The following is a 21,870-nucleotide window of genomic DNA, read 5'->3' as shown; positions in this document are numbered from 1 at the left end:
CAAAAACATCTTTATCTATATGGTTATTGGCTCTAAGTCACTTGCGCTTTCTGCCAGAATGGGTATCTTAGCAAGAGTAAGAAACTAAAATCGTTGTAACAATAGGTAAAAGCTATCACAGCGATTGGTATTTATCTCTTTATTGATTGCGTTTAAATACCTATGCTGTGCCAAGACTTTTGAGACAAATGGTTTATCCATCCCTAATTAACAGGAGTAATTTATGGTTCTGGTAACTCGTCAAGCCCCTGATTTTACAGCAGCTGCTGTTCTTGGTAGCGGCGAAATCGTTGAAAACTTCAACCTGAAAAAGCACCTGAACGGCCGCCCTGCCGTCCTGTTCTTCTGGCCAATGGACTTTACTTTCGTTTGTCCTTCAGAGTTGATCGCTTTCGACCACCGTTACGAAGAATTCCAGAAACGTGGCGTTGAAGTTGTTGGTGTTTCTTTCGACTCCGAGTTTGTACACAACGCATGGCGTAAAACTCCGGTTGATAAAGGCGGTATTGGTGAAGTTAAATACCCAATGGTTGCTGATATCAAACGTGAAATTCAGAAAGCCTACGGCATTGAGCACCCAGAAGCGGGTGTTGCGCTGCGCGGTTCTTTCTTGATCGACAAAAACGGCATCGTTCGCAGCCAAATCGTTAACGATCTACCAATTGGTCGTAACATCGACGAAATGATCCGTACCGTTGACGCACTGCAATTCCACGAAGAACACGGCGAAGTTTGCCCTGCACAGTGGGAAAAAGGTAAAGCAGGTATGGGCGCATCTCCAGATGGCGTTGCTAAATATCTGTCTGAAAACGCCTCTAAACTGTAATAACAGTTTATGCCGCCCCTGATTGACTCAGGGGTATCAAGCCAGTCAGTTCACACTGACTGGCTTTTTTATTCTGATATAGAACCTGACGACAGCATATCAATATACTGATGTTGGGTAATACTCCAATATTATCAATTAGTTACTTGCATCCACCTGAACTTTAACTGAATGAAAATCACCCTATCAGTTTCAGTAAAACTCTCTCTTCCCCTCCTGTCGCCAATTAATTAGCAGCCATAAACATTAATTCTGCTATTAATTATTACTGGCGTGTGTTTTGCACACACCATAAGCAGCGCTTTTAAGCTGCCAGACAAAAATGACCGGATAACCCCCGGCGGGCAGGAAATAACAGGAGTCAGAATGCATCTGCAAAAATGGAACAAACCCTTGGCTGTATTGACTTTACTGGTCAGTGGAGCACTGCATGCGGCCTCAACACCCGCAGTGGAAGCGAAAAATGGCATGGTGGTGACATCCCAGTATCTGGCTTCACAGGTTGGGACAGACATTTTAAAAATGGGCGGGAATGCAATTGATGCTGCGGTGGCCGTGGGTTATGCCCAGGCGGTAGTAAACCCTTGCTGTGGCAATATCGGCGGTGGCGGTTTTATGACCATTCACCTTGCAGATGGGACGGATACATTTATAAACTTCCGTGAAACCGCCCCCGCCGCCGCCAGCGCCGATATGTATTTGGATAAAGAGGGTAAAGTCACCAAAGATGCCAGTCTGTATGGCTATCTGGCCGCGGGCGTTCCCGGCACAGTGTTGGGAATGGACAGCGCACAGAAAAAATACGGCAAATTAACTCGCCAGCAAGTCATGGCGCCAGCAATCAAACTGGCACAGGAAGGCTTTGTGTTAACCCGCGCCGATACTGACATTTTGGACACAACAGTCAAACGCTTCCGTCAAGATCCTGAATCGGCTCGTATTTTCTTACGAAAAGACGGGGAAGCCCTGCAACCGGGTGACCACCTTATTCAAGCTGACCTGGCTGAGACTCTGACGGCTATCTCACAGAAAGGACCGGATGCTTTCTATCAGGGGAAAATACCGCAAGCCGTTGAAGCCGCAGCCAAAAAAGGCGGAGGTATCTTGACCGCTGCCGATTTTGCCAACTATAAAATCACCGAAACCGCCCCTATTACCTGTAGCTACCGTGGCTATAAATTCGTTTCTTCTCCTCCACCTAGCTCCGGTGGCGTGACCTTGTGCGAAACTTTAAATGTCCTTGAGGGCTATGACCTGAAGAGTATGGGTTTTAACTCCGCCGCTTACATCCATACGCTGACAGAAGCGATGCGCCATGCCTATATGGACCGCAATACTTTCCTCGGTGACCCTGAGTTTGTTAAGAACCCGACCGACCGCCTGCTGAGTAAAAGTTATGCCGCTGATATTCGTAAACAAATCGTCGCCAACAAGGCCACGCCATCAGTAGAAGTTCAGCCGGGCATGCAACCGCATGAAAAACCTGAAACAACACATTATTCCATCGTCGATCATGATGGCAATGCTGTTTCCACCACCTATACCGTGAATGGCCGCTTTGGTGCGGTAGTGATTGCACCCGGTACAGGATTTTTCCTGAATGATGAAATGGATGATTTTACCGTCAAAGTTGGTGAGCAAAATCTGTATGGTTTGGTTCAAGGAGCGACCAACGCTATCGCCCCCGGTAAGCGCCCACTATCGTCAATGAGCCCGACATTAGTGACCAAAGACGGTAAGACATTTATGGTCTTAGGCTCACCGGGTGGTTCGCGGATTATCACCATTACCTTGCAAACTGCATTGAACGTCATTGACCACGGAATGGCGCCGCAAGAGGCCGTAGATGCACCTCGCATTCATCATCAATGGTTGCCCGATGAGGTCTATTATGAACAGCGTGGTGTGTCCGCAGATAGTCTTAATTTATTGAAAAATATGGGATATAAAATGGTCGAACAGAACCCATGGGGTGCTGCTGAACTCATTTTGGTCGGTTTAGCGGGGGTTGAGGGCGTCAGCCCTGCTAACTCGGGTAATGATTCGGCAGTCTCAGGGAAAGTCCGCGAGGGTTACCTGTATGGGGCTAATGATGTTCGCCGCCCAGCGGGAGCGGCTATCGGCTACTGATAGCGATTGATTACCAAGGTCATTCCCCCATCAATATATCGATGGGAGAATTTACCACTTTATTCATACCCTAAATAATTCGAGTTGCTGGAAGGCGGCAATCGAGAGACAAATCGGTCGGGAACCGATTTGAACAGCATTTATGCTAGCCCGCAGGGTGAGCCTCAAGGATGAGGCTCATTAATCCCGATGAGCTTACTCAGATAAGTGATTCGGGTGACAAATCTGCCGGGAGCAGATTTGAACGCTGCTGGCAGCGGCCTCAACGAGGAGAGGCCCACGGATGGGCCGAATAACGAAAGCAGCCAACTCACATGCAGCTTGAAGTATGACGGGTATAAATCACCACGGCAATGTATGCCCTTGATAATCAATAAAGCCGTGACCGCCCTTGCCGGAAGCGCGCTCGATTTGGTCGACAACCCCCCTCACACTGGTCGCAATCGTCAATGGCGCAGCGTCCCCGCCCATATCTGTTTTCACCCAACCCGGATGAATGGATAACACCGTCAGCGATGGGTCTGCTACCTCAGCAACCAAATTGCGCGTCATCATATTCAATGCTGCTTTACTAGCTGAATACAAAGGCTTATGGCCGGAAGCATTATGCCCAAGACTCCCCAACTGCGAAGACATAAAGGCTAATACACTGTGTTTTGGATTGCGCTGGGCCAGCAAGTGCTGGGCAATACGGATGGGTGAAATCGCATTGGTTTGAAACAATTCGAGGATCTCTTCTGGTTTGGCATCAACCGCTGATTGATGTTCTGGCCCAGAGATACCGGCATTAACAAAGATCAAATCAAAGACCTGCCCCTGCACCTGTGGTAAAAACGCTTTAATACTTTCAGGTTGGTTAATATCCAATGTTAACCAATGGGCCGCGTGTGCCGCAGTGTCTTTTGCTACACCGCGCGTCGTCGCCGTCACTGACCATCCCCGTCGGTTAAGTTCATCAACCAACCCCAGACCCAAGCCCCGAGAGGCCCCGATAACCAATGCCTGTCTTTTAGTTGTGCTCATTATATTTTCCCTTCGGTGGATTTACCTGACAACTTGTGCCTGACATATACATCATATCTCACTCAAAGAAAAAGCGGCGCTTAGCCGCTTTTAATCTCTTACATTATCTTAGTTAGCACTCACTATGGCTAATAGCTAAGATTGACCGCACCACAATGTAATACTCTCACCAGACAATTGCAGATTGATACCCGCGTCAGTGATATTCAGCTCGGCCGCCCCTTCCAAACGTTGCCATTGCGTAATATTCAGTAATGGAGAAACCGGCAAGAAGATATCACTGGCGTGATTGCGTTGTATCGCGACCATCACCCGCTCGCGCTGATAACTGCGAATAAAGACCAGGGAATCACCGTTGGCGTGAATAACCTGACAGCCGCCGCGCCGCAGTGCCAAACTTTTGTGCCGCAAGGCCGCCATGCGCTGACATAATTTCAGCAGGTCACCATCCCACTGCGCCTCATCCCAAGGGAAAGGTTTACGGCAGAATGGGTCATTGCCGCCATCCAGGCCGATTTCATCACCATAAAATAAACACGGTACGCCAATCCAGCTAAACAGCCATATCAGCGCCATTTGCATACGCGTTTTGTCGCCATTCAACAAAGTGATAAAACGGGCGGTATCATGGCTATCCAACTGGTTAAATGCTCGCAACTGATGGCCATGAGGCAATCCGGCGCGGTATTCATCCATCCAATAGGCACAATCCTCGGCGCTGAGTTTTATGGGATGATAGGCAACATCACATCCCGCCAGGAAACTGCGTACCGGCAAGGCAAATCCCATATAATTCATTGCCGCGTCTTCCACTCCGGCATGTAACCAATTTCGTGCATCGCCAAAGTGTTCGCCCAGAATATAGGCTTGAGGATTTTCCTCTTTCGCCGCCTGATAAATACCCGCCAGATGATGTAAATTCCCTTTTGCACCGCCGTCTTCCCCCAGCATATGCACCACATCCAGCCGCCAGCCGTCAATACTGTAAGGCGGCTTCAACCAATGGCGCACCACACTGTCTTCAGCGCGATAAATTTGATTGACCACCTCTTCATTAGCGAAGTTAAGTTTTAGCAAGCTGGCATGACCTTTCCAATCCAGTGCCCGCCCATCGGGGAAGAAATTAAACCAACCCCGATAAGGTGAGTCAGGGTGATGACAAGCACCATTTTCCCCTTGCTGATGGCGATCAAACCAATGATGGGAATCCCCGGTATGGTTAAACACGCCATCGAGCACCAATTTGATACCAGCATCACGAGTGGCGCTGCGTAGTTGCAGAAAAGCACTCTCGCCGCCCAAGTAAGGATCAACCTGATAATAATCTTGCGTATCGTATTTATGCACACTGGGCGCGGTGAAAATCGGGTTGAGATACAGCGCAGTCACCCCCAACTGTTGCAAATAGGGGAGTTTTTGGCTGATACCGGCTAAATCGCCGCCATAGAATGTTGAAGCAGCATTCACATCATCCAGTGGCTGTTGCCAGTCACGGCGTGTGACCGGCTGACCGGCGGCATGATGAATATAACTGCCATTTTGCACCCCATGCTCACCCTGGCTGCTGGCAAACCGGTCGGGGAAGATTTGATAAAAAATCTGGTCGGCAACCCAGTCCGGGCCGCTATCAGGTAGCTCAATAGCAAACTGAGCCAATTGCGCCGGAGGCACCACCGAAAATCCTAATGGGCCGAACCACTGTTGGTCGTCATTCCACAACAGTTTGAAGCAATAACGCCGCGCGGGCTGGCCCTCATGCAACGGCAATTTCGCGCGATAACACCAGAAACCATCACGAAGCTCGCCTTTCATGCTAAGCAGCCATTCTTCATTATCTGGCTCACAGCGCAAGAAAACCTGTTCCGGTAAATTATCCCCCTGTAACCACTCTCCATGTAACCACAGTGTGATATGTAATGCATCGCCGCGCTGACGGACAAAAGGCGCGACCGGTAAATGCCAACCACTAAGCATAAAACTCTCCTGCTTTAACCAAAACGCTTGCTGTTAAGGCTATCTGGTGCAGACATTAACGCCGCGACACATTCACCTGTATAAATAAATCGGTATAAACAATGCCATGTTGTGAATGAGTATCCCTCATCTATCAGCATAAATATTGAGGATGAGGGCGGGGGCGGAGAGAGCCAAATGAAAAATATCAGTTTAAAAAATAAAAAAAGCCGGGACATTTCCCGGCTTGATATTCGGTATTGATTCCGTGTTACTCTGCGGTTTTCAGCAACGCCGCTTTCTTCTTCTGATGGTTGACCTTGAAGTAATACCCCACCAGCAACAGGACAATCCACACCAGCCCGACATACAATGAAATGCGCGTTGCTGGGAACCAACCAATCAGCCCAATGATAAACAACAAGAAAATGATAGCCAGCACTGAAGTAAAGGTGCCGCCACGCAGTGGGAAATCCAGCGCCTTAACTTGATCTTTGCTCAACGAGCGGCGGAAACCGATTTGGGAGAAGAGGATCATAATCCACACCCAGACAGTCGCAAAAGTCGCAAGCGAGGCGATCACCAGGAACACATTTTCCGGCATAATGTAGTTGAGATAAACCGCCGTGAGCATAGCGCCCATCATCACCAACACCGTGACCCACGGCACCCCGCGTTTAGAAATGGCGGCAAAAGCTTTTGGCGCGTGGCCCTGTTCGGCCATCCCGTTAAGCATACGCCCCACTCCGAACACATCACTGTTAATGGCGGATAATGAGGCGGTGATCACCACAAAGTTCAGAATACCCGCCGCCACAGTAATCCCCATATGCTGGAAAGTCAGGACAAACGGACTGCCGTTGGTGCCCACTTGGTTCCATGGGTAAATAGACATGATGACAAACAAGGTGCCGACGTAGAACATCAGAATACGCCATGGCACTGAGTTGATGGCTTTCGGAATAGACTTTTTCGGGTCTTCAGCTTCACCGGCAGTAATACCGATAATTTCAATACCACCATAAGCAAACATCACCAGTTGCAATGATAGGATCATGCCGACAAAACCGTTGCTGAAGAAGCCGCCGTTAGTCCATAAGTTATGAATACCGGTCGGCTGCCCGCCATTACCAATACCCCAAACAATGATACCAATACCGGCCAGAATCATGATGATGATGGTGGCAACTTTGAAGAATGAGAACCAGAACTCCAGCTCGCCGAACACCTTAACACTCATCATATTGACGGCACCAATGATGAGGACAACACTCAGCACCCATATCCAATGCGGTACATCCGGGAACCAGACCCCCATATAGATACCGAACGCGGTCACATCAGCAATAGCCACAATCAGAATTTCAAAGCAATAAGTCCAGCCGGTGATATAGCCCGCCATTGGCCCAAGGTAATCTTGTGCATAACGTGAGAAAGAACTGGCCTGCGGGTTATTGACTGACATCTCGCCCAGGGCGCGCATGATGATAAATGCCACCACGCCACCAATCAGGTATGCCAATAATACACTCGGCCCCGCCATTCTTATCGCATCAGCCGAACCATAGAATAAGCCGGTACCTATTGCTGACCCCAATGCCATAAAGCGGATGTGGCGTGTCGTCAGGCCGCGTTTCAGCTTATTTTTGACTGGTAATTCCATGAACTTTATCCCGTCTTTTTTCAGCAAAAAGCCACGGGGATGAGCCGTGGCTAAAAATATTCGATAACTGTGCAGTTATTGCTTGGCAGCAACTTCCTGGCGACAGCACAGGCGATCGTACAACCCTATGACGACGAATACCAGTAGGGATGGTGATAACCACGCCAGACCTTGCTCAGCTAATGGCAGGTTCTGAGTCCACTCCGGCAGGAAATAGGCAAAAGTCGAGGCTTTTACCGCATCAAGGATACCAAACAGTAAGCTTATCAACATCACCGGAGCGACAATACGTGAGGCATGGTTCCACCAACGCAAAGTGAAACTCATCAGCACTAACACAATGCATGGTGGGTAAATTGCTGTTAACACTGGAATTGAGATCTGAATCAAATGGCTCAGCCCCAGATTCGATACCATCATCGAGAAGATACCGAGGATAAACACCAGTGTGCGATATGACAGCGGCAAGTACTGAGCAAAGAATTCAGCACAGGCGCAGGTCAGGCCCACGGCGGTCACCATACAAGCGATGAAAATCAATGCAGCCAGGAACACGCTGCCCAAACCACCAAAGGTGTGCTGAACATAGGCATGCAATACCACCGCCCCATTTTGGGCATCAGGTACCAAAGCACCGCTGCTTGAACCCAGCTTAAACAAGCTCAGGTAGACCAACGTCAGACCAATACCGGCAATCAAACCCGCCCAAATGGTATAGCGCGTCAGTAATCCTGCAGAAACCACCCCACGAGATTTGGCAGCATTGACGATGACGATACCGAACACCAAAGCGCCCAAGGTATCCATGGTCAGATAACCATTAACGAAACCCGAAGAAAACGCGGCATTCTGATAAGCATCCGTCGCCGGAATCAACGGGCCTGCGGGCCAAATCAAAGCGGCAAGACCTAAAAGAGCCAACGCCAGAATCTTCATTGGGGCCAAGATATGCCCGACCGTATCGAGCAAACGCCCAGGGTACAAGGAAATCCCGATAACCAACGCGAAGTAAACCACACTGTAAATAAACAGTGGCAGCGGGCCATCACCCGTTAAAGGCGCAATGCCTACTTCGAAAGAAACTGTTGTGGTACGAGGGATAGCAAACAGAGGGCCAACGGCCAGATAGCAGACAGTCGCCAGCACCAGACCGGCACTGCGGCCAATGGGAGAACTCAGAGCATCAATCCCCCCACCAACTCGAGCCAGCGCGATGACGGTAATGACCGGTAATCCAACAGCGGTAATCAAAAAGCCCACTGCTGCCCACCACACATGTTCACCCGACTGTAAACCAACCATCGGCGGGAAGATGATGTTGCCAGCTCCAACAAATAAGGCAAAGGTCATAAAACCTAATGCAATAATATCTTTAGATGATAAACGATGACTCATAGTGATGTGTGTTGCCTAGTTAAATGATCAAAAGAAAAAGTCCTTGAGTTGTGGTCTTTCCTACATGATCGAAACGATACAAAGCTCTGATAAACGCAAACTCCGGCGGTTAATAAGCAATCTATTTCGTCAGTATGCAGTGTTTTTGGAGTTATTTGCAGATGGAATAGGCCAACAACGGCGGTAAGTAGAACGTTTATAGCGGAGAAAGGCAAGTCAGGATCACAAAAGCAGAGTCTTCATCCATACAATCTCCACAAACCAGTTAATCGTGCCAGTTTTAGAGAAATACACACCATATGATTTGTATCATTTATATCCAACTATTAACAATTTACGGCAGATACTCTCGAACTCCCCCAACCAACTTAATAGGCGAAACCTAACTCTTTTCGCGTCTGATTCAGGACATCTGGCGGTAAGGGTAAATAGCCGTCATGAGTCACGCGCTGTTGCCCTTCTGGCGATAAAACGCGCTCAAGAAAGGCGGCAGTCAGCGGTTCTAGCGGCTGGCCGGGAGCTTTATTGATATAAATATACAGGTAGCGCGATAAGGGATAGCGGCCATCTTTGACATTCTCGGCGGTCGGCATCACATAATCCTGGCCATCCGCCGACAATAACAAGGGTTTAACACCACTGTTGCGAAAACCAATACTGGCATAACCCATGCCATTTAATGAACCGGCGACAGCTTGCACCACGGAAGCAGAACCAGGTAATTCATTGATATTATTTGTAAAATCACCATCACATAGCACTCGCTGCTTGAAGAAACCATAGGTACCTGAAGCTGAGTTTCGGCTATAGCGTTGCAAAGCGCGAGCCGCCCATGGCCCTTTCAAGCCCAGTTCGCCAAAGCGCTGGATCGGATGGGATGCTCCACACAGGCGATTTTGCGAAAAAACAGCATCAAGCTGAGATAAAGTGATTTTATTCAGTGGATTATCGCGATGGACAAAAACCACTAAAGCATCCACTGCCACGGGAACAGCCAGTGGTGGATAGCCATAACGCTGAGTGAATGCAGTGATTTCGGCTGCTTTCATTGGCCGGCTCATTGGGCCGAGTTGAGTTGCCCCTGCCGCCAATGCTGCAGGAGCAGTAGAAGAACCTGCCGCCTGTATTTGCAAATTAACGCCGGGGTAATGATGATTAAAATCATCAGCCCATAAAGACATCAAGTTCGCTAAGGTGTCTGAACCGACACTGGAAAGATTACCGGACAGAGTATGTGGCTTTGGCGATTGAACCTCTGTAGCAGGTGAAACCGCTACAGATTGCGCTAAAACGCCGTAGCTAAACCCGAGCAGGGCATGCAGCAGCGCCAGTTTTCCCCATCTCATCAGCTTAGTGTCCATGCAGTCTTAGGATTTGACTGCATTCTCGGTTAAAACCGTCGGAACAATCAATCGATTCGGCAAGGTAAAAATAAATCTCGTCCCCAAGCCGATTTCACTCATGACATCCAAACGCGCGTCATGGTGGCTCAGAGCATGTTTTACAATTGCCAGCCCCAATCCACTCCCCCCCGTTTGCCTTGAGCGGGCCTTATCCACCCGGTAGAAGCGCTCAGTCAGGCGCGGCACATGCTCAGGGCCAATTCCCGGCCCATTGTCACTGACCTGAAACTGTGCCCCTTGCGCAGTTTTCTGCCAACACACCTCAATTTTAGTGCCATCAGGCGTGTGATTGACCGCGTTATAGACCAGATTAGAAACAGCACTGCGCAGTTGGTCTTCGTTACCAAATACTTTCAGTTGATCATTAACCCGGAAAGTAATTTCATGACGCCCACCACTCAGCGCTTGCACCTCATGCTGTAATATCTTGAGCATCCGAGGAATATCAACTTGTTCATTCATATCTACATTAGGAGCCGCTTCAATTCGCGACAACGTCAATAATTGCTTGACCAGCCCATCCATTCTCTTGGTCTGTTCCTGCATCGTTCCCAGCGCTTTATCCCGTAATGGCCCCGCCAATTCTTGGTCGTGCATCATTTCCAGATATCCCTGTAACACCGTCAGGGGGGTGCGCAGCTCGTGGCTGACATTGGCAAAGAAATTGCGCCGAGCCCCTTCCAACTGACGCATCTGGGTAACATCACGGGCGACCATCAATAATTGCCCTTCTGAATAAGGCATGACGCGGAACTCAACATAATAGCCATTATTGAGTTGCAGGGTCAGTGGGCGGGAAAACTCTTGCTGCTGCAAATACTGGCTGAATTCGGGATAGCGCAATAAGTTAAGAATATGCTGTCCATTATCCTCCGGCCAGCGGAACCCCAGCAATTGCTGAGCCAAACCGTTGCACCAGAAAATGTTACCGTCAATGGTGGTCATCACCACAGCATCGGGTAAAGATTCTGCGCCACTGCGGAACCGTTTGATAAGTAAGGCCAATTCTCGCCGACGCCGCCGATTTCGCAGTTGCATCTGATATAAGCCATAAAATAAAGGTTCCCAGCTCCAACGCCCTGACGGCGGAGTCATGCTGCGGTCCAACCACAGCCAGTGAGATAATTTGAGTTGGTTATAAAAATTCCACACCAGCGCGGCAACTACTGAGACTAGCAATAACCAAGGAAGGTACCCGATAAAGGCACCTAACAGTAATGCAGGCAAACAAAAAAGAGCCAGCTCTAAAGCCAGCGTTTTCCATGATAAACGTTCTAACACAACGAATTCTCCGGCACTGAAAACTCAGTAGCGCGTTGAGAAGCGGTACCCGGTTCCCCGGACAGTTTGTACCATTCTGTCATGGCCATCAGTTTCAAGTGCCTTGCGTAGCCGACGAATATGCACATCAACGGTGCGATCTTCTACATAAACGTTAGTGCCCCAGACATAATTAAGCAACTGTTCACGGCTATAAACTCGCTCTGGATGGGTCATAAAGAAATGCAATAATTTAAATTCGGTCGGCCCCATATCCAGCGCTTGCTCATTGGACATCACCCGATGTGAAGAGGGATCAAGACTCAGTCCTTGCATTTCAATCACTTCTTCCACTGCCATTGGCGATATCCGGCGCATGACTGCTTTAATACGCGCCACCAGTTCTTTGGGTGAAAAAGGCTTAGTAATATAATCATCAGCACCCACCTCTAAACCGCGAACTCTGTCTTCCTCTTCACCACGGGCGGTCAGCATCATCACCGGGATATCCCGGGTCAGAGCTTCGCGTTTCATATGCTTAATAAACTGAATCCCCGAGCCCCCCGGTAACATCCAATCCAACAACACTAAATCAGGGTAAGGCTCTGATAAACGGGTTACTGCGCTGTCATAATCCTCGGCTTCTAACGGTTGGTAGCCATTTTGTTCCAACACAAAGCACACCATCTCACGGATTGGGGCTTCATCTTCCACTACCAGTATGCGTCTTGCCATCATCAACCCTGCCAGTAAGTTAGTGGTCACTATTTGATTTCGGGAGCCATTATGCGTCAGTTTTGTGACATTTTTATGAAAAACATCGCGCTCTTGCAAGCAATAAGCATAGTGATAAATTTCATGATAATTGCAAAATGCAGCACTCAAGTTTGCGAAGCGTCTCGGAGATTTCACTCACACTCTTTTTTTAGCCGCGACATCCGGCGGGCAGTGTTTATAATCAGCGCCATTATCTTTGGAATACCACCTGCCCTAGCGGGAGATTTATGCGCATTATTCATACCTCTGATTGGCACTTAGGCCAGCATTTCTTCACCAAAAGCCGTGCGGCTGAACATCAAGCCTTTCTGCACTGGCTCATTGAACAGATCAAAGAAAATCAGGTAGATGCGCTGATTATAGCCGGTGATATTTTTGATACCGGTTCCCCACCCAGCTATGCCCGTGAGTTGTATAACCGCTTCGTGGTCGAACTCCAGCCGACAAACTGCCAGTTAATTGTTCTGGGGGGGAATCATGATTCAGTATCAACGCTGAATGAATCTCGGGGTTTGCTTTCTTATTTGAATACCACGGTGATTGCCTGTGCTGGTAATGATTTAGCCCAACAAGTTATTATTTTGAAAAACCGTCAGGAGCAACCTGCGGCCTTGCTGTGCGCGATTCCCTTTTTGCGCCCACGCGATTTAGTCACTAGTCAGGCCGGAGAATCCGGTGGGCAAAAGCAACTGGCATTACAAGAAGCAATTGCTGCTCACTATCAAGCGCTCTATCAGCGAGCCGTTGAGCTGCGCGCTGAGTTAGGGCTGCCCTTACCAATTATTGCCACCGGACATTTAACCACCGTGGGGGTCACCACCTCGGACTCGGTTCGTGATATTTACATCGGCACATTAGATGCGTTCCCAGCCCAAGCTTTTCCCCCGGCAGATTATATTGCTCTGGGCCATATTCACCGCGCACAGCAAGTTGCTAAAACCGAGCATATTCGCTATAGCGGCTCGCCAATCGCCTTGAGTTTTGATGAGTTAAGTAAAGAGAAAAGTGTTTATTTAGTGGAGTTTGCCCAGCAAGCATTAGTCTCAGTGACCCCGCTATTCATCCCACAATTTCAGCCGATGCAGTTAATCAAAGGCGATTTAGCGCAAATAGAGCAACAGTTGGCTGAGTTTGCCGACCATCAAGGCTTACCGGTATGGCTGGATATTGAAGTTGCCACACAAGACTATCTCACTGATATTCAAAAACGAATTCAGGCACTAGCCGCAGAGCTTCCGGTAGAAGTGGTGTTATTGAGGCGCAGTAAAGAACAGCGCAATAACAGCATTGAGCGGCAAGAAAAAGAAACACTCAATGAGCTGAGTGTCACTGATGTATTTGAACGCCGGTTAGCACTAGAAGCAGATTTAGCCGAACCCCGCCAACAACGTATGCGCCAAATGTTCAATCAGGTAGTTGAGGACATCTCGCAAGATAAAGATGCCGCAGAGGAGAGACCAGCATGAGAATTTTAAGCCTGCGTCTAAAAAACATTAATTCTCTACAGGGCGAATGGAAGATTGATTTCACTGCTGAACCCTTTGCCAGCAATGGTTTATTCGCTATCACCGGCCCTACAGGGGCAGGTAAAACCACCCTGCTCGATGCTATTTGTCTCGCGCTGTACCACCAGACTCCGCGTTTGACTGTCACACCTAGTCAAAATGAACTGATGACCCGCCATACTGCAGAGTCGCTAGCTGAAGTTGAATTTGAAGTAAAAGGCACGCGTTATCGGGCATTCTGGAGCCAGCGGCGCGCTAAAAATAGCCCGGAAGGGAATTTGCAAGCTCCTAAAGTTGAATTAGCACTGTGCGAAAATGGCAAAATCCTGGCCGATAAAGTACGCGATAAACTCGATATGGTGGCGGCAATCACCGGGCTGGATTTTGGCCGTTTTACCAAATCCATGATGCTGTCACAGGGGCAATTTGCTGCTTTCCTCAATGCCGATGCCAATGACCGCGCTGAATTACTGGAAGAGTTAACCGGTACTGACATCTACGGGCGGCTCTCTGAATATGTCTTTGAACAACATAAACTGGCTAAGACTGCGCTAGATGTATTGCACCAACGCGCTAATGGTATTGAGTTGCTAAATGAAGAGCAGCGTTTAGCTCTGGCAGAACAATTAAACTCACTCGAAGGACAAGAAAAGCAGCTTTCCGCAGAACAGCGGGTAAATCAAAACCAAATAAATTGGCTCGCCAGTTGGCAGCAGCAGCAAAAAAATGTACTGGAATATCAACAGCAACAGAAGCTTATTGAGCAAGAATATCACCAGGCACAGCCTGAATTGCAACAATTAGCCCGCAGTGAGCCCGCAGAAAAGCTGCGCCCTCTATTACATGAGCGCTCGCGCAGCCTACAGGATTTGCAGCAAATACAACTGCGCATCACTACACTGGCGGGGCAACAGCAACAACTTCAAACGCAACTCACGCCACTGGCTCGGGCGCTGGAGCAAGCCAATCTTGCTCGCCAACAACAAGCAGCTGAGCAGCATGAACAAGAAATACTGATCGAGCAAAAAATCATTCCGCTGGATAATCTTATTGCTCAGCAGCAACACTCATTAATGCTGCTTGGCACGCAATTACAACAGTTACAAAGTAAAGAACGGCAAGGTAGACAACAGCTTGAGCTGAACGAGCAACAGTTAAAGCAAACCCAACAGCGCCTGCAACAACTGACTGAATACACCCATCAGTATGCCCACCATCAGCACTGGGAAAAGAATCTGCCTTTATGGCGTGAGCAGTTCCGTCAATTACAAATACAGCAACAACAAGCAGTTGACAGTGAGCAGCAGCGACAGCAACAAGTGACGTTACTCACGGCCTTACAACAGCAAATAGACACGCTGAATAAACAAGATAAACAGCAGCAAACGGCATTAGTACAAGCCCAATCACAGACAGGCAGCATTCAGCAACAATTGACCGCACTTGAACAACAGCATCCCTCGGCGCAGCTACGCCAACAACTCTTCATGCTCCAGCAACAACGGCCTGTGCGGCAACAATTAGCAGCATTATCGCCATTGGTGCAGCAAATTCAGGCGCTGCATGATAAACAGCAACAGCAAGCAGCGAGCCAGCAACAGCAGCTCATCCTGCTCGAACAACAGTTGGCCGAAAAACGTCAGTTATATAAACAACAAAAACAACATCTGACGACGCTGGAAACTTTGCTGGAACGCGAAAAACAAATAGTCCGCTTAGAAGCAGAAAGAGCCAAATTGCAACCGGGAGAAGCATGCCCGCTCTGTGGTGCATTGGATCACCCGGCCATTACGGAGTATCAGGCAGTAAAGCCCTCAGAGACAGCTATCCGTGTAGAGGAACAGCGCCTACAAGTTGAGCGGCTATCAACTGAGGGTTCCGAACTAAATGCCCAGACTCAAAGCCTGCTACAACAGCTCAAACATCTGGAACAAGAGTTACAACACAGCAATCAGCAGTTGATCGATTACCAACAGCAATGGCAAACACTGACCCAGCCATTGGAGCTGACATTTGCTTTAAATGAACCTGCGGCCTTAACAATCTGGCTGGAGCAACAGGAACAATCAGAGCAAAGTTGTCAGCTAAAACTGGCGGAATATGAACGGCTGAATCAGCAATATCAACAGACCAAAGATATTCTGACTCAAGCAGAACAACAGCAACAAAAACATCAGCAGCAATTGGCATTAATCTTTCAACGTCAGCAAGATGCGCAAGAATCTCAGCAAAAGTCACTGGCACAACATCAGCACCAACAGGCTGAGTTAGCAAAAATGCGTCAAGACGTTAGCCATGCTCTGGCTGAGCTATCACTCTCCCTACCTGAAGCAGATCAGCAACAAAGTTGGCTGGCATCACGGGAAGAAGAGAATCAGCGCTGGCACCAATATCAGCAAGAACAACAACAGTTGGCGCTGGGGCAAAAAACACTGGAAACGCAGATTGAAAATGAACACCGTCATTTACAAGAATGCGGGGAACAGTTATCTCTGCTAACTCAACAACATCAACAAACTGAAGCCCTGTTACAACAACAAAAGCAACAACGCCTCGCGCTGTTTGGTGACGGCAATGTAAGTGAGGTACGTCAGTTATTACGTCAACAACAGCAACAAGCTGAGCTAGCACAGCAAAATGCAGCACAAGCCCTGCAACAAGCGCAATCTCAACTTAATTTACTCTCTGGTGAGCTCGCTGGCCTGGAACAGCAGCAATGCCAATATCAGCAGCGCGCGGCTACTGCTCAAACTGAATTGCAACAAGCACTGGCAAGCAGTGAATTCGACGATGAGGCTACCTTAACCGCCGCGCTGTTGAGTGAAGAGGAAAGGCAACGTTTGCAGCAATTGAAACAACAATTGAGCGAGCGGCAACAGCAGGCGCACATCCGCCAGCAGCAAGCCAGTGAAGCAATGGCACAACTAATACAATCCTGCCCAGTTGGGGTCAGCCAAACATCTGAACTGGCTGTATTACAACAACAGTCTGAGCAATTACTCACCCAACTAAAAGCCAATACATTACGGCAAGGTGAATTACGCAATCAGTTAGAAAGCGACACAGTTCGCCGTAGCAACCAACATGCGCTGTTTGAGCAAATTGAACATAGCCAGCAACAATATGATGACTGGAGCTATCTCAATCATTTAATTGGCTCCAAAGAAGGTGATAAATTCCGCAAATTTGCACAAGGTTTGACCCTCGACCATTTAGTTTATCTGGCAAATAATCAACTCAGTCGGCTGCATGGCCGCTACCAATTACAGCGTAAAGCCAGTGATGCGCTGGAGCTGCTAGTGGTGGATACCTGGCAAGCCGATGCTATCCGTGACACTCGCACATTGTCAGGAGGGGAAAGCTTCTTGGTGAGTTTAGCGCTGGCTTTGGCGCTATCAGATCTGGTTAGTCACAAAACCAGTATTGACTCATTATTCCTTGATGAAGGCTTTGGTACGCTGGATGCTGAAACACTGGATATTGCGCTTGATGCCCTTGATAGCCTGAATGCATCGGGTAAAACCATTGGTGTTATCAGCCATGTTGAGGCGATGAAAGACAGAATCCCCGTGCAAATTAAGGTTAAAAAAGTCAATGGATTGGGGATTAGCCGGTTAGATAATGCCTTCCGAGTCAATCAAGACTGAGTATAGGCCATCCATAATGATGATCATCAATCCCGAATCACTAAATCAAATAAGTGATTCGGGTGCATGAGCGCTCTAACAACACTGCGCCATCAAGGCCGAAAGTACCACCCAAAGTCATTGGCGTTGCAGCTAGGCTGCAAGCGAATAAATCCCGATGAGCTTACTCAAGTAAGTGATTCGGGTGCATGAGCGCTCTAACAACGCTGCAGCGTCAAGGCCGAAAGTACTACTCAAAATCATTGGCGTTGCAGCTAGGCAGCAAGCGAATAAATCCCGATGAGCTTACTCAAGTAAGTGATTCGGGTGCATGAGCGCCGCTAACAACGCTGTAGCGTCAAGGCCGAAAGTACTACCCAAAGTCATTGGCGTTGCAGCTAGGCTGCAAGCGAATAAATCCCGATGAGCTTACTCAAGTAAGTGATTCGGGTGCGTGAGCGCCGCTAACAACGCTGTAGCGTCAAGGCCGAAAGTACTACCCAAAGTCATTGGCGTTGCAGCTAGGCTGCAAGCGAATAAATCCCGATGAGCTTACTCAAGTAAGTGATTCGGGTGCATGAGCGCCGCTAACAACGCTGTAGCGTCAAGGCCGAAGGGTAGGCCACAACCAGGCGGCACCCCGTACACCACTAGAATCCCCATGCAAAGCTTTACGAATTGGGGTTTCGCACTCGCCACCAAATACCCAAGGGCTGATTAATGTAGGCAATGTTTTATACAGGCGATCAACGTTACTCATTCCCCCGCCTAACACCACGATATCAGGGTCAAACAGGTTAATGACATGAGCTAATGACTTAGCCAAACGTCTCTCATAGTTAACCACCGCCTGTTCAGCCAGCACATCACCCTGTTCAACCAACGCCATGATTTCATGCCCATTGAGTGGCTGCCCGCTCAAACGAAAGTAATCAGTGGCAAAACCAGTGCCGGAAACAAAAGTCTCAATACAGCCTTTTTTCCCGCAATAACAAGAGACTTCCTGCTGATATTGTCGCTCTTCATCATCTTGCCAGGGTAGCGGATTATGCCCCCACTCACCGGCAATACCATTGCCGCCAGCATGTACACGCCCATCAATGGCAATACCAGAGCCACAGCCAGTCCCAATAATGACACCGAATACCAGATGCTTTCCGGCGCCAGCACCATCCGTTGCTTCAGAAACAGCAAAACAGTTAGCATCATTAGCCAGATGCACCTGACGAGAGAGTAACCTTGACAGGTCTTTATCTAGCTCTTTCCCATTCAGCCAAACAGAATTGGCATTTTTTACCTTGCCAGTGAAAGGAGAAAGCGTACCCGGAATACCCACCCCAACACTGCCCTGTTCCCCAGTAGCCTCTTCTGCGTCAGCGACTAACGCCGCGATCGCCTGCAAAGTTTTTTGATAATCATGGCGCGGGGTGGAGACCCGTTTACGAAAAAGCTCCTGCCCATTATTTGCTAAAGCAATAACTTCTATTTTGGTACCACCCAGATCTATACCAATGCGCATAGCGCCTTACCTCATCGACAAGATTGTTTGTTGTTTATGGTAACTGATTTTAACGATAAACATACTTCGATATACCAAGACAATGACGATAATAAAAGCCTTATCCTTACAGTTTGTGACAGTGCGCTGTAACGCCACAATATTTGTCACCCGCGATTGGGTATTCGATGGTGATTGAATTCCAATCAAGAGGAATAGGGTTCTGCAAATTGCGAGCTGGCTCTGTTTTTTTCTTATTCTTTTTACTAGGGACAGACGCGTCAATTCGTTATCATGCCGCACTGCGTCTGATTAACTCGCGTGCATAAAGCGCGCCCGAGCCAGGGATAACACTATGTTGTGGTTTAAGAATTTAATGGTTTACCGTTTGAGCCGGGAAGTTTCGCTATCTGCGGATGAAATGGAGAAACAGTTAAGCGCCCTCAGTTTCACACCCTGTGGTAGTCAGGATATGGCAAAAACAGGTTGGGTATCACCGATGGGTTCACACAGCGATGCATTGACCCATACGGTTAATGGTCAAATCGTCATTTGTGCGCGAAAAGAAGAGAAAATATTGCCATCGCCGGTGATTAAGCAAGAATTACAAGCCAAAATTGAGCGCCTCGAAGGTGAACAACATCGCAAACTGAAAAAGACTGAAAAAGACTCATTAAAAGATGAAGTTTTGCATAGCTTATTGCCGCGTGCATTCAGTCGCTTTAACCAAACCTTCTTGTGGATTGATACCGTCAATGATTTGATTATGGTCGATGCCGCCAGTGCGAAACGTGCTGAAGATACCCTGGCATTGCTACGAAAAAGCTTGGGTTCCTTGCCGGTGGTGCCACTAACATTAGAAAACCCGATTGAGTTAACCTTAACTGAATGGGTTCGTAGCAAAGAATTACCTGCTGGCTTTGCACTGATGGATGAAGCTGAACTGAAAGCCATTTTGGAAGACGGTGGCGTGATCCGCTGTAAAAAACAGGATTTATTCAGTGATGAAATTGCGGTGCATATTGAAGCCGGTAAGCTGGTCACTAAGTTGGCATTGGATTGGCAAGAACGTGTTCAGCTAGTTCTGTCCGATGACGGCTCGCTGAAACGCCTAAAATTCTCTGACACCCTACGTGAGCAGAACGAAGATATCGATCGGGAAGATTTTGCGCAGCGATTTGATGCCGATTTTATTCTGATGACCAGCGAGTTAGCTGCGCTGATTAAAAATCTGATTGAAGCTTTGGGTGGCGAAGCTCAGCACTAATATCGCCTGGCATCAAGAACGATAAGTATCGCCCTCTCCATATTTGAGAGGGCAAGTTCAAAGAGTAAATTAGCTCAAATATTTACACAAATATGAAGATGCTTCAGCAACTTGCAAGTTAAATTCACTTTCCGCTGGGATATAGAAAGTCTCGCCTGGTTTGAACACTTCCCAACCTGATGAACCCGGAATCAGTACTTTTAAGCTACCGGTGATCACTGTCATTTCTTCCGCTTTCGCCGTACTGAAAGTGTACTCGCCCTTTTCCATCACCCCAACGCTAGCTGGCCCAATACTGTCACTGTCAAAACCAATAGATTTCACTTTCCCGGTAAAATACTCATTAAATTTCAGCATAGTTTTGCACCCGCGTCTTAATCAAGATTGAGCTTTCATATTAGGGTCACTATAAATGTTCTGTCACTGATTATTATAGCGAAATGCGATCATAACCGAATTCACTGCGACGGTTGCGGATAAAGCATACAATTTTGCCTCTATCGGGCCTTTACCCAGCGGTAAAAAGTAGCTACCAGGCTACGACAAATCCCTTCACAGCAAAGGGTGAAGGTTGATAAGTCGAAAATGAGGAGATATTAGAGATTGCGAAGTATGTACAGCGCCAGCGAAGTTTCAAAAACAACAATCAATATTGACCAGAATGCTGGCATAAAATTGGTATGTTGCTGGATAAACGATTTGAAGGTTTTCATCGGCCCGCCTTGGTGGCCTGCCTTAAGTGGCATTAATTGACGCAAATAATTTACGTCGAAATGATTACATAGGTGATAATTGTACGCTTCGTATAATTATCAGGCAATCAGATAGGCGAGCAATTACTGGTATAAATAGCAAATTTTACAATTTCAATTAAAGGCCGATTGGGCCGCCCGATTACCTCACCTTTTCATCGGCCAAAATCTGCAAAATATGTTCAACAACCTCTTCAGGGGATTGAGTGGCATCCAGCATATGATGAGCAACTTCCTGATATAGTGGCTCCCGACTGGCTAGTACATCCTGCATTTCTTCAACAATTGGTTTACCCGTCAAGCTTGGTCGCTGAGCATCCTCCGGATCTTCCGCCAGACGTTCTGCCAATACATTGGCTGATGCTCGAAGATAAAGAACCACCCCGTGTTGGCGCATAAATGTACGATTATCAAGAGATAACACCGCGCCTCCCCCAGTAGCAACCACCGTTTTAGGCGCGGTTACGGTCTGTAGGGCGATGCTTTCTCGCAGACGGAAACCGTCCCACCCTTCACGGGCGACAATTTCGGCCACGCTCGACTGCAAAGTTTGCTGCATAAATAAATCTGTATCGATAAAACGATATCCCAACGCCTGTGACAACGCTTTCCCTATTGTTGTCTTACCTGCACCGCGCGCGCCGACCAAAAAGATAGTCTGTGTCATTACTTGAAAGTCCTTTCGCATCCGCTTTTGAGGATAAATTCTCGACATCAAAAAACTGGTCACTCTGATTGACCGGTTAAACTGGATAACACTCAGCCCTACGCTGTAGGTGCAAATCATACCGA

At 48.1% G+C, this 21,870-nt stretch carries 15 protein-coding genes; 5 read left to right on the top strand and 10 right to left on the bottom strand.

Annotation, left to right across the window (positions count from 1 at the left end):
* The first annotated feature begins 223 nt into the window (after positions 1-223).
* Both DX162_RS11435 and ggt read left to right on the top strand, forming a co-directional pair.
* Positions 224-826 carry a peroxiredoxin C gene (locus DX162_RS11435; protein ID WP_004393160.1) on the top strand — a complete coding sequence of 201 codons (603 nt, stop codon included), beginning with the start codon at positions 224-226 and terminating at the stop codon, positions 824-826.
* A 366-nt stretch (positions 827-1,192) separates the two neighbouring features.
* Positions 1,193-2,956: a gamma-glutamyltransferase gene (ggt, locus tag DX162_RS11430; RefSeq protein ID WP_004393159.1), complete on the top strand. Its 1,764-nt coding sequence runs from the start codon at positions 1,193-1,195 to the stop codon at positions 2,954-2,956.
* Between the two features lie 342 nt (positions 2,957-3,298).
* Here the strand turns inward: ggt and DX162_RS11425 are convergent, their stop codons facing one another.
* The 7 genes from DX162_RS11425 to phoB form a co-directional block, all read right to left on the bottom strand.
* On the bottom strand, positions 3,299-3,979 hold the full coding sequence (locus tag DX162_RS11425; RefSeq protein WP_004393158.1) for an SDR family oxidoreductase: 681 nt from the start codon (positions 3,977-3,979) through the stop codon (positions 3,299-3,301).
* A 135-nt stretch (positions 3,980-4,114) separates the two neighbouring features.
* Positions 4,115-5,953, bottom strand: coding sequence for a maltodextrin glucosidase (malZ, locus tag DX162_RS11420; RefSeq protein WP_004393157.1), 1,839 nt, complete (start codon positions 5,951-5,953; stop codon positions 4,115-4,117).
* 250 nt (positions 5,954-6,203) lie between these two features.
* Positions 6,204-7,595: a proline-specific permease ProY gene (proY, locus tag DX162_RS11415; protein ID WP_004393151.1), complete on the bottom strand. Its 1,392-nt coding sequence runs from the start codon at positions 7,593-7,595 to the stop codon at positions 6,204-6,206.
* Positions 7,596-7,670: 75 nt separating this feature from the next.
* Complete coding sequence (brnQ, locus tag DX162_RS11410) at positions 7,671-8,990, bottom strand: branched-chain amino acid transport system II carrier protein (protein WP_004393150.1); 1,320 nt, start codon at positions 8,988-8,990, stop codon at positions 7,671-7,673.
* 368 nt (positions 8,991-9,358) lie between these two features.
* Entirely contained in the window at positions 9,359-10,336 is a 978-nt protein-coding gene (locus DX162_RS11405; RefSeq protein ID WP_032821116.1) for a PstS family phosphate ABC transporter substrate-binding protein, read from the bottom strand.
* 21 nt (positions 10,337-10,357) lie between these two features.
* Positions 10,358-11,674: a phosphate regulon sensor histidine kinase PhoR gene (gene phoR / locus DX162_RS11400; protein ID WP_004393148.1), complete on the bottom strand. Its 1,317-nt coding sequence runs from the start codon at positions 11,672-11,674 to the stop codon at positions 10,358-10,360.
* Positions 11,675-11,698: 24 nt separating this feature from the next.
* Positions 11,699-12,388 (bottom strand): phosphate response regulator transcription factor PhoB, encoded by a 690-nt coding sequence (gene phoB / locus DX162_RS11395; RefSeq protein WP_032821119.1) that lies wholly within the window; start codon positions 12,386-12,388, stop codon positions 11,699-11,701.
* 269 nt (positions 12,389-12,657) lie between these two features.
* Here phoB and sbcD point away from each other — a divergent pair, with 269 nt between their 5' ends.
* Positions 12,658-13,896, top strand: coding sequence for an exonuclease subunit SbcD (sbcD, locus tag DX162_RS11390; RefSeq protein ID WP_004393137.1), 1,239 nt, complete (start codon positions 12,658-12,660; stop codon positions 13,894-13,896).
* Positions 13,893-17,582, top strand: coding sequence for an AAA family ATPase (locus DX162_RS11385; protein ID WP_098081159.1), 3,690 nt, complete (start codon positions 13,893-13,895; stop codon positions 17,580-17,582). Before sbcD ends, DX162_RS11385 begins: the two co-directional genes overlap by 4 nt.
* A gap of 583 nt (positions 17,583-18,165) precedes the next feature.
* On the opposite strand, the gene mak is transcribed toward DX162_RS11385, so the two are convergent.
* A complete protein-coding gene (gene mak, locus DX162_RS11380) occupies positions 18,166-19,080 on the bottom strand; it encodes a fructokinase (RefSeq protein WP_098081156.1) in 915 nt (304 codons plus the stop codon).
* A gap of 334 nt (positions 19,081-19,414) precedes the next feature.
* Between mak and rdgC the strand changes: the two genes are divergently transcribed.
* Complete coding sequence (gene rdgC / locus DX162_RS11375) at positions 19,415-20,326, top strand: recombination-associated protein RdgC (protein ID WP_004392281.1); 912 nt, start codon at positions 19,415-19,417, stop codon at positions 20,324-20,326.
* Between the two features lie 69 nt (positions 20,327-20,395).
* On the opposite strand, the gene ppnP is transcribed toward rdgC, so the two are convergent.
* Both ppnP and aroL read right to left on the bottom strand, forming a co-directional pair.
* Positions 20,396-20,683 carry a pyrimidine/purine nucleoside phosphorylase gene (ppnP, locus tag DX162_RS11370; protein WP_004392282.1) on the bottom strand — a complete coding sequence of 96 codons (288 nt, stop codon included), beginning with the start codon at positions 20,681-20,683 and terminating at the stop codon, positions 20,396-20,398.
* Between the two features lie 537 nt (positions 20,684-21,220).
* Positions 21,221-21,745, bottom strand: coding sequence for a shikimate kinase AroL (gene aroL / locus DX162_RS11365; protein ID WP_004392284.1), 525 nt, complete (start codon positions 21,743-21,745; stop codon positions 21,221-21,223).
* Positions 21,746-21,870 lie beyond the last annotated feature (125 nt).

The sequence above is a fragment of the Yersinia kristensenii genome, from assembly GCF_900460525.1.
In the GTDB taxonomy this organism is placed as follows: domain Bacteria; phylum Pseudomonadota; class Gammaproteobacteria; order Enterobacterales; family Enterobacteriaceae; genus Yersinia; species Yersinia kristensenii.
Note: the sequence above shows the minus strand (reverse complement) of the source record. Positions and strands in the feature narration are given on the sequence as shown.

What these genes read in the sequence shown, in the direction of transcription:
- aroL (WP_004392284.1), bottom strand. Translation starts at nt 21,745, where the DNA reads ATGACACAGACTATCTTTTTGGTCGGCGCGCGCGGTGCAGGTAAGACA.
- ggt (WP_004393159.1), top strand. Translation starts at nt 1,193, where the DNA reads ATGCATCTGCAAAAATGGAACAAACCCTTGGCTGTATTGACTTTACTG.
- DX162_RS11385 (WP_098081159.1), top strand. Translation starts at nt 13,893, where the DNA reads ATGAGAATTTTAAGCCTGCGTCTAAAAAACATTAATTCTCTACAGGGC.
- DX162_RS11425 (WP_004393158.1), bottom strand. Translation starts at nt 3,979, where the DNA reads ATGAGCACAACTAAAAGACAGGCATTGGTTATCGGGGCCTCTCGGGGC.
- proY (WP_004393151.1), bottom strand. Translation starts at nt 7,595, where the DNA reads ATGGAATTACCAGTCAAAAATAAGCTGAAACGCGGCCTGACGACACGC.
- mak (WP_098081156.1), bottom strand. Translation starts at nt 19,080, where the DNA reads ATGCGCATTGGTATAGATCTGGGTGGTACCAAAATAGAAGTTATTGCT.
- sbcD (WP_004393137.1), top strand. Translation starts at nt 12,658, where the DNA reads ATGCGCATTATTCATACCTCTGATTGGCACTTAGGCCAGCATTTCTTC.
- DX162_RS11405 (WP_032821116.1), bottom strand. Translation starts at nt 10,336, where the DNA reads ATGAGATGGGGAAAACTGGCGCTGCTGCATGCCCTGCTCGGGTTTAGC.
- phoB (WP_032821119.1), bottom strand. Translation starts at nt 12,388, where the DNA reads ATGGCAAGACGCATACTGGTAGTGGAAGATGAAGCCCCAATCCGTGAG.
- ppnP (WP_004392282.1), bottom strand. Translation starts at nt 20,683, where the DNA reads ATGCTGAAATTTAATGAGTATTTTACCGGGAAAGTGAAATCTATTGGT.
- DX162_RS11435 (WP_004393160.1), top strand. Translation starts at nt 224, where the DNA reads ATGGTTCTGGTAACTCGTCAAGCCCCTGATTTTACAGCAGCTGCTGTT.
- malZ (WP_004393157.1), bottom strand. Translation starts at nt 5,953, where the DNA reads ATGCTTAGTGGTTGGCATTTACCGGTCGCGCCTTTTGTCCGTCAGCGC.
- brnQ (WP_004393150.1), bottom strand. Translation starts at nt 8,990, where the DNA reads ATGAGTCATCGTTTATCATCTAAAGATATTATTGCATTAGGTTTTATG.
- rdgC (WP_004392281.1), top strand. Translation starts at nt 19,415, where the DNA reads ATGTTGTGGTTTAAGAATTTAATGGTTTACCGTTTGAGCCGGGAAGTT.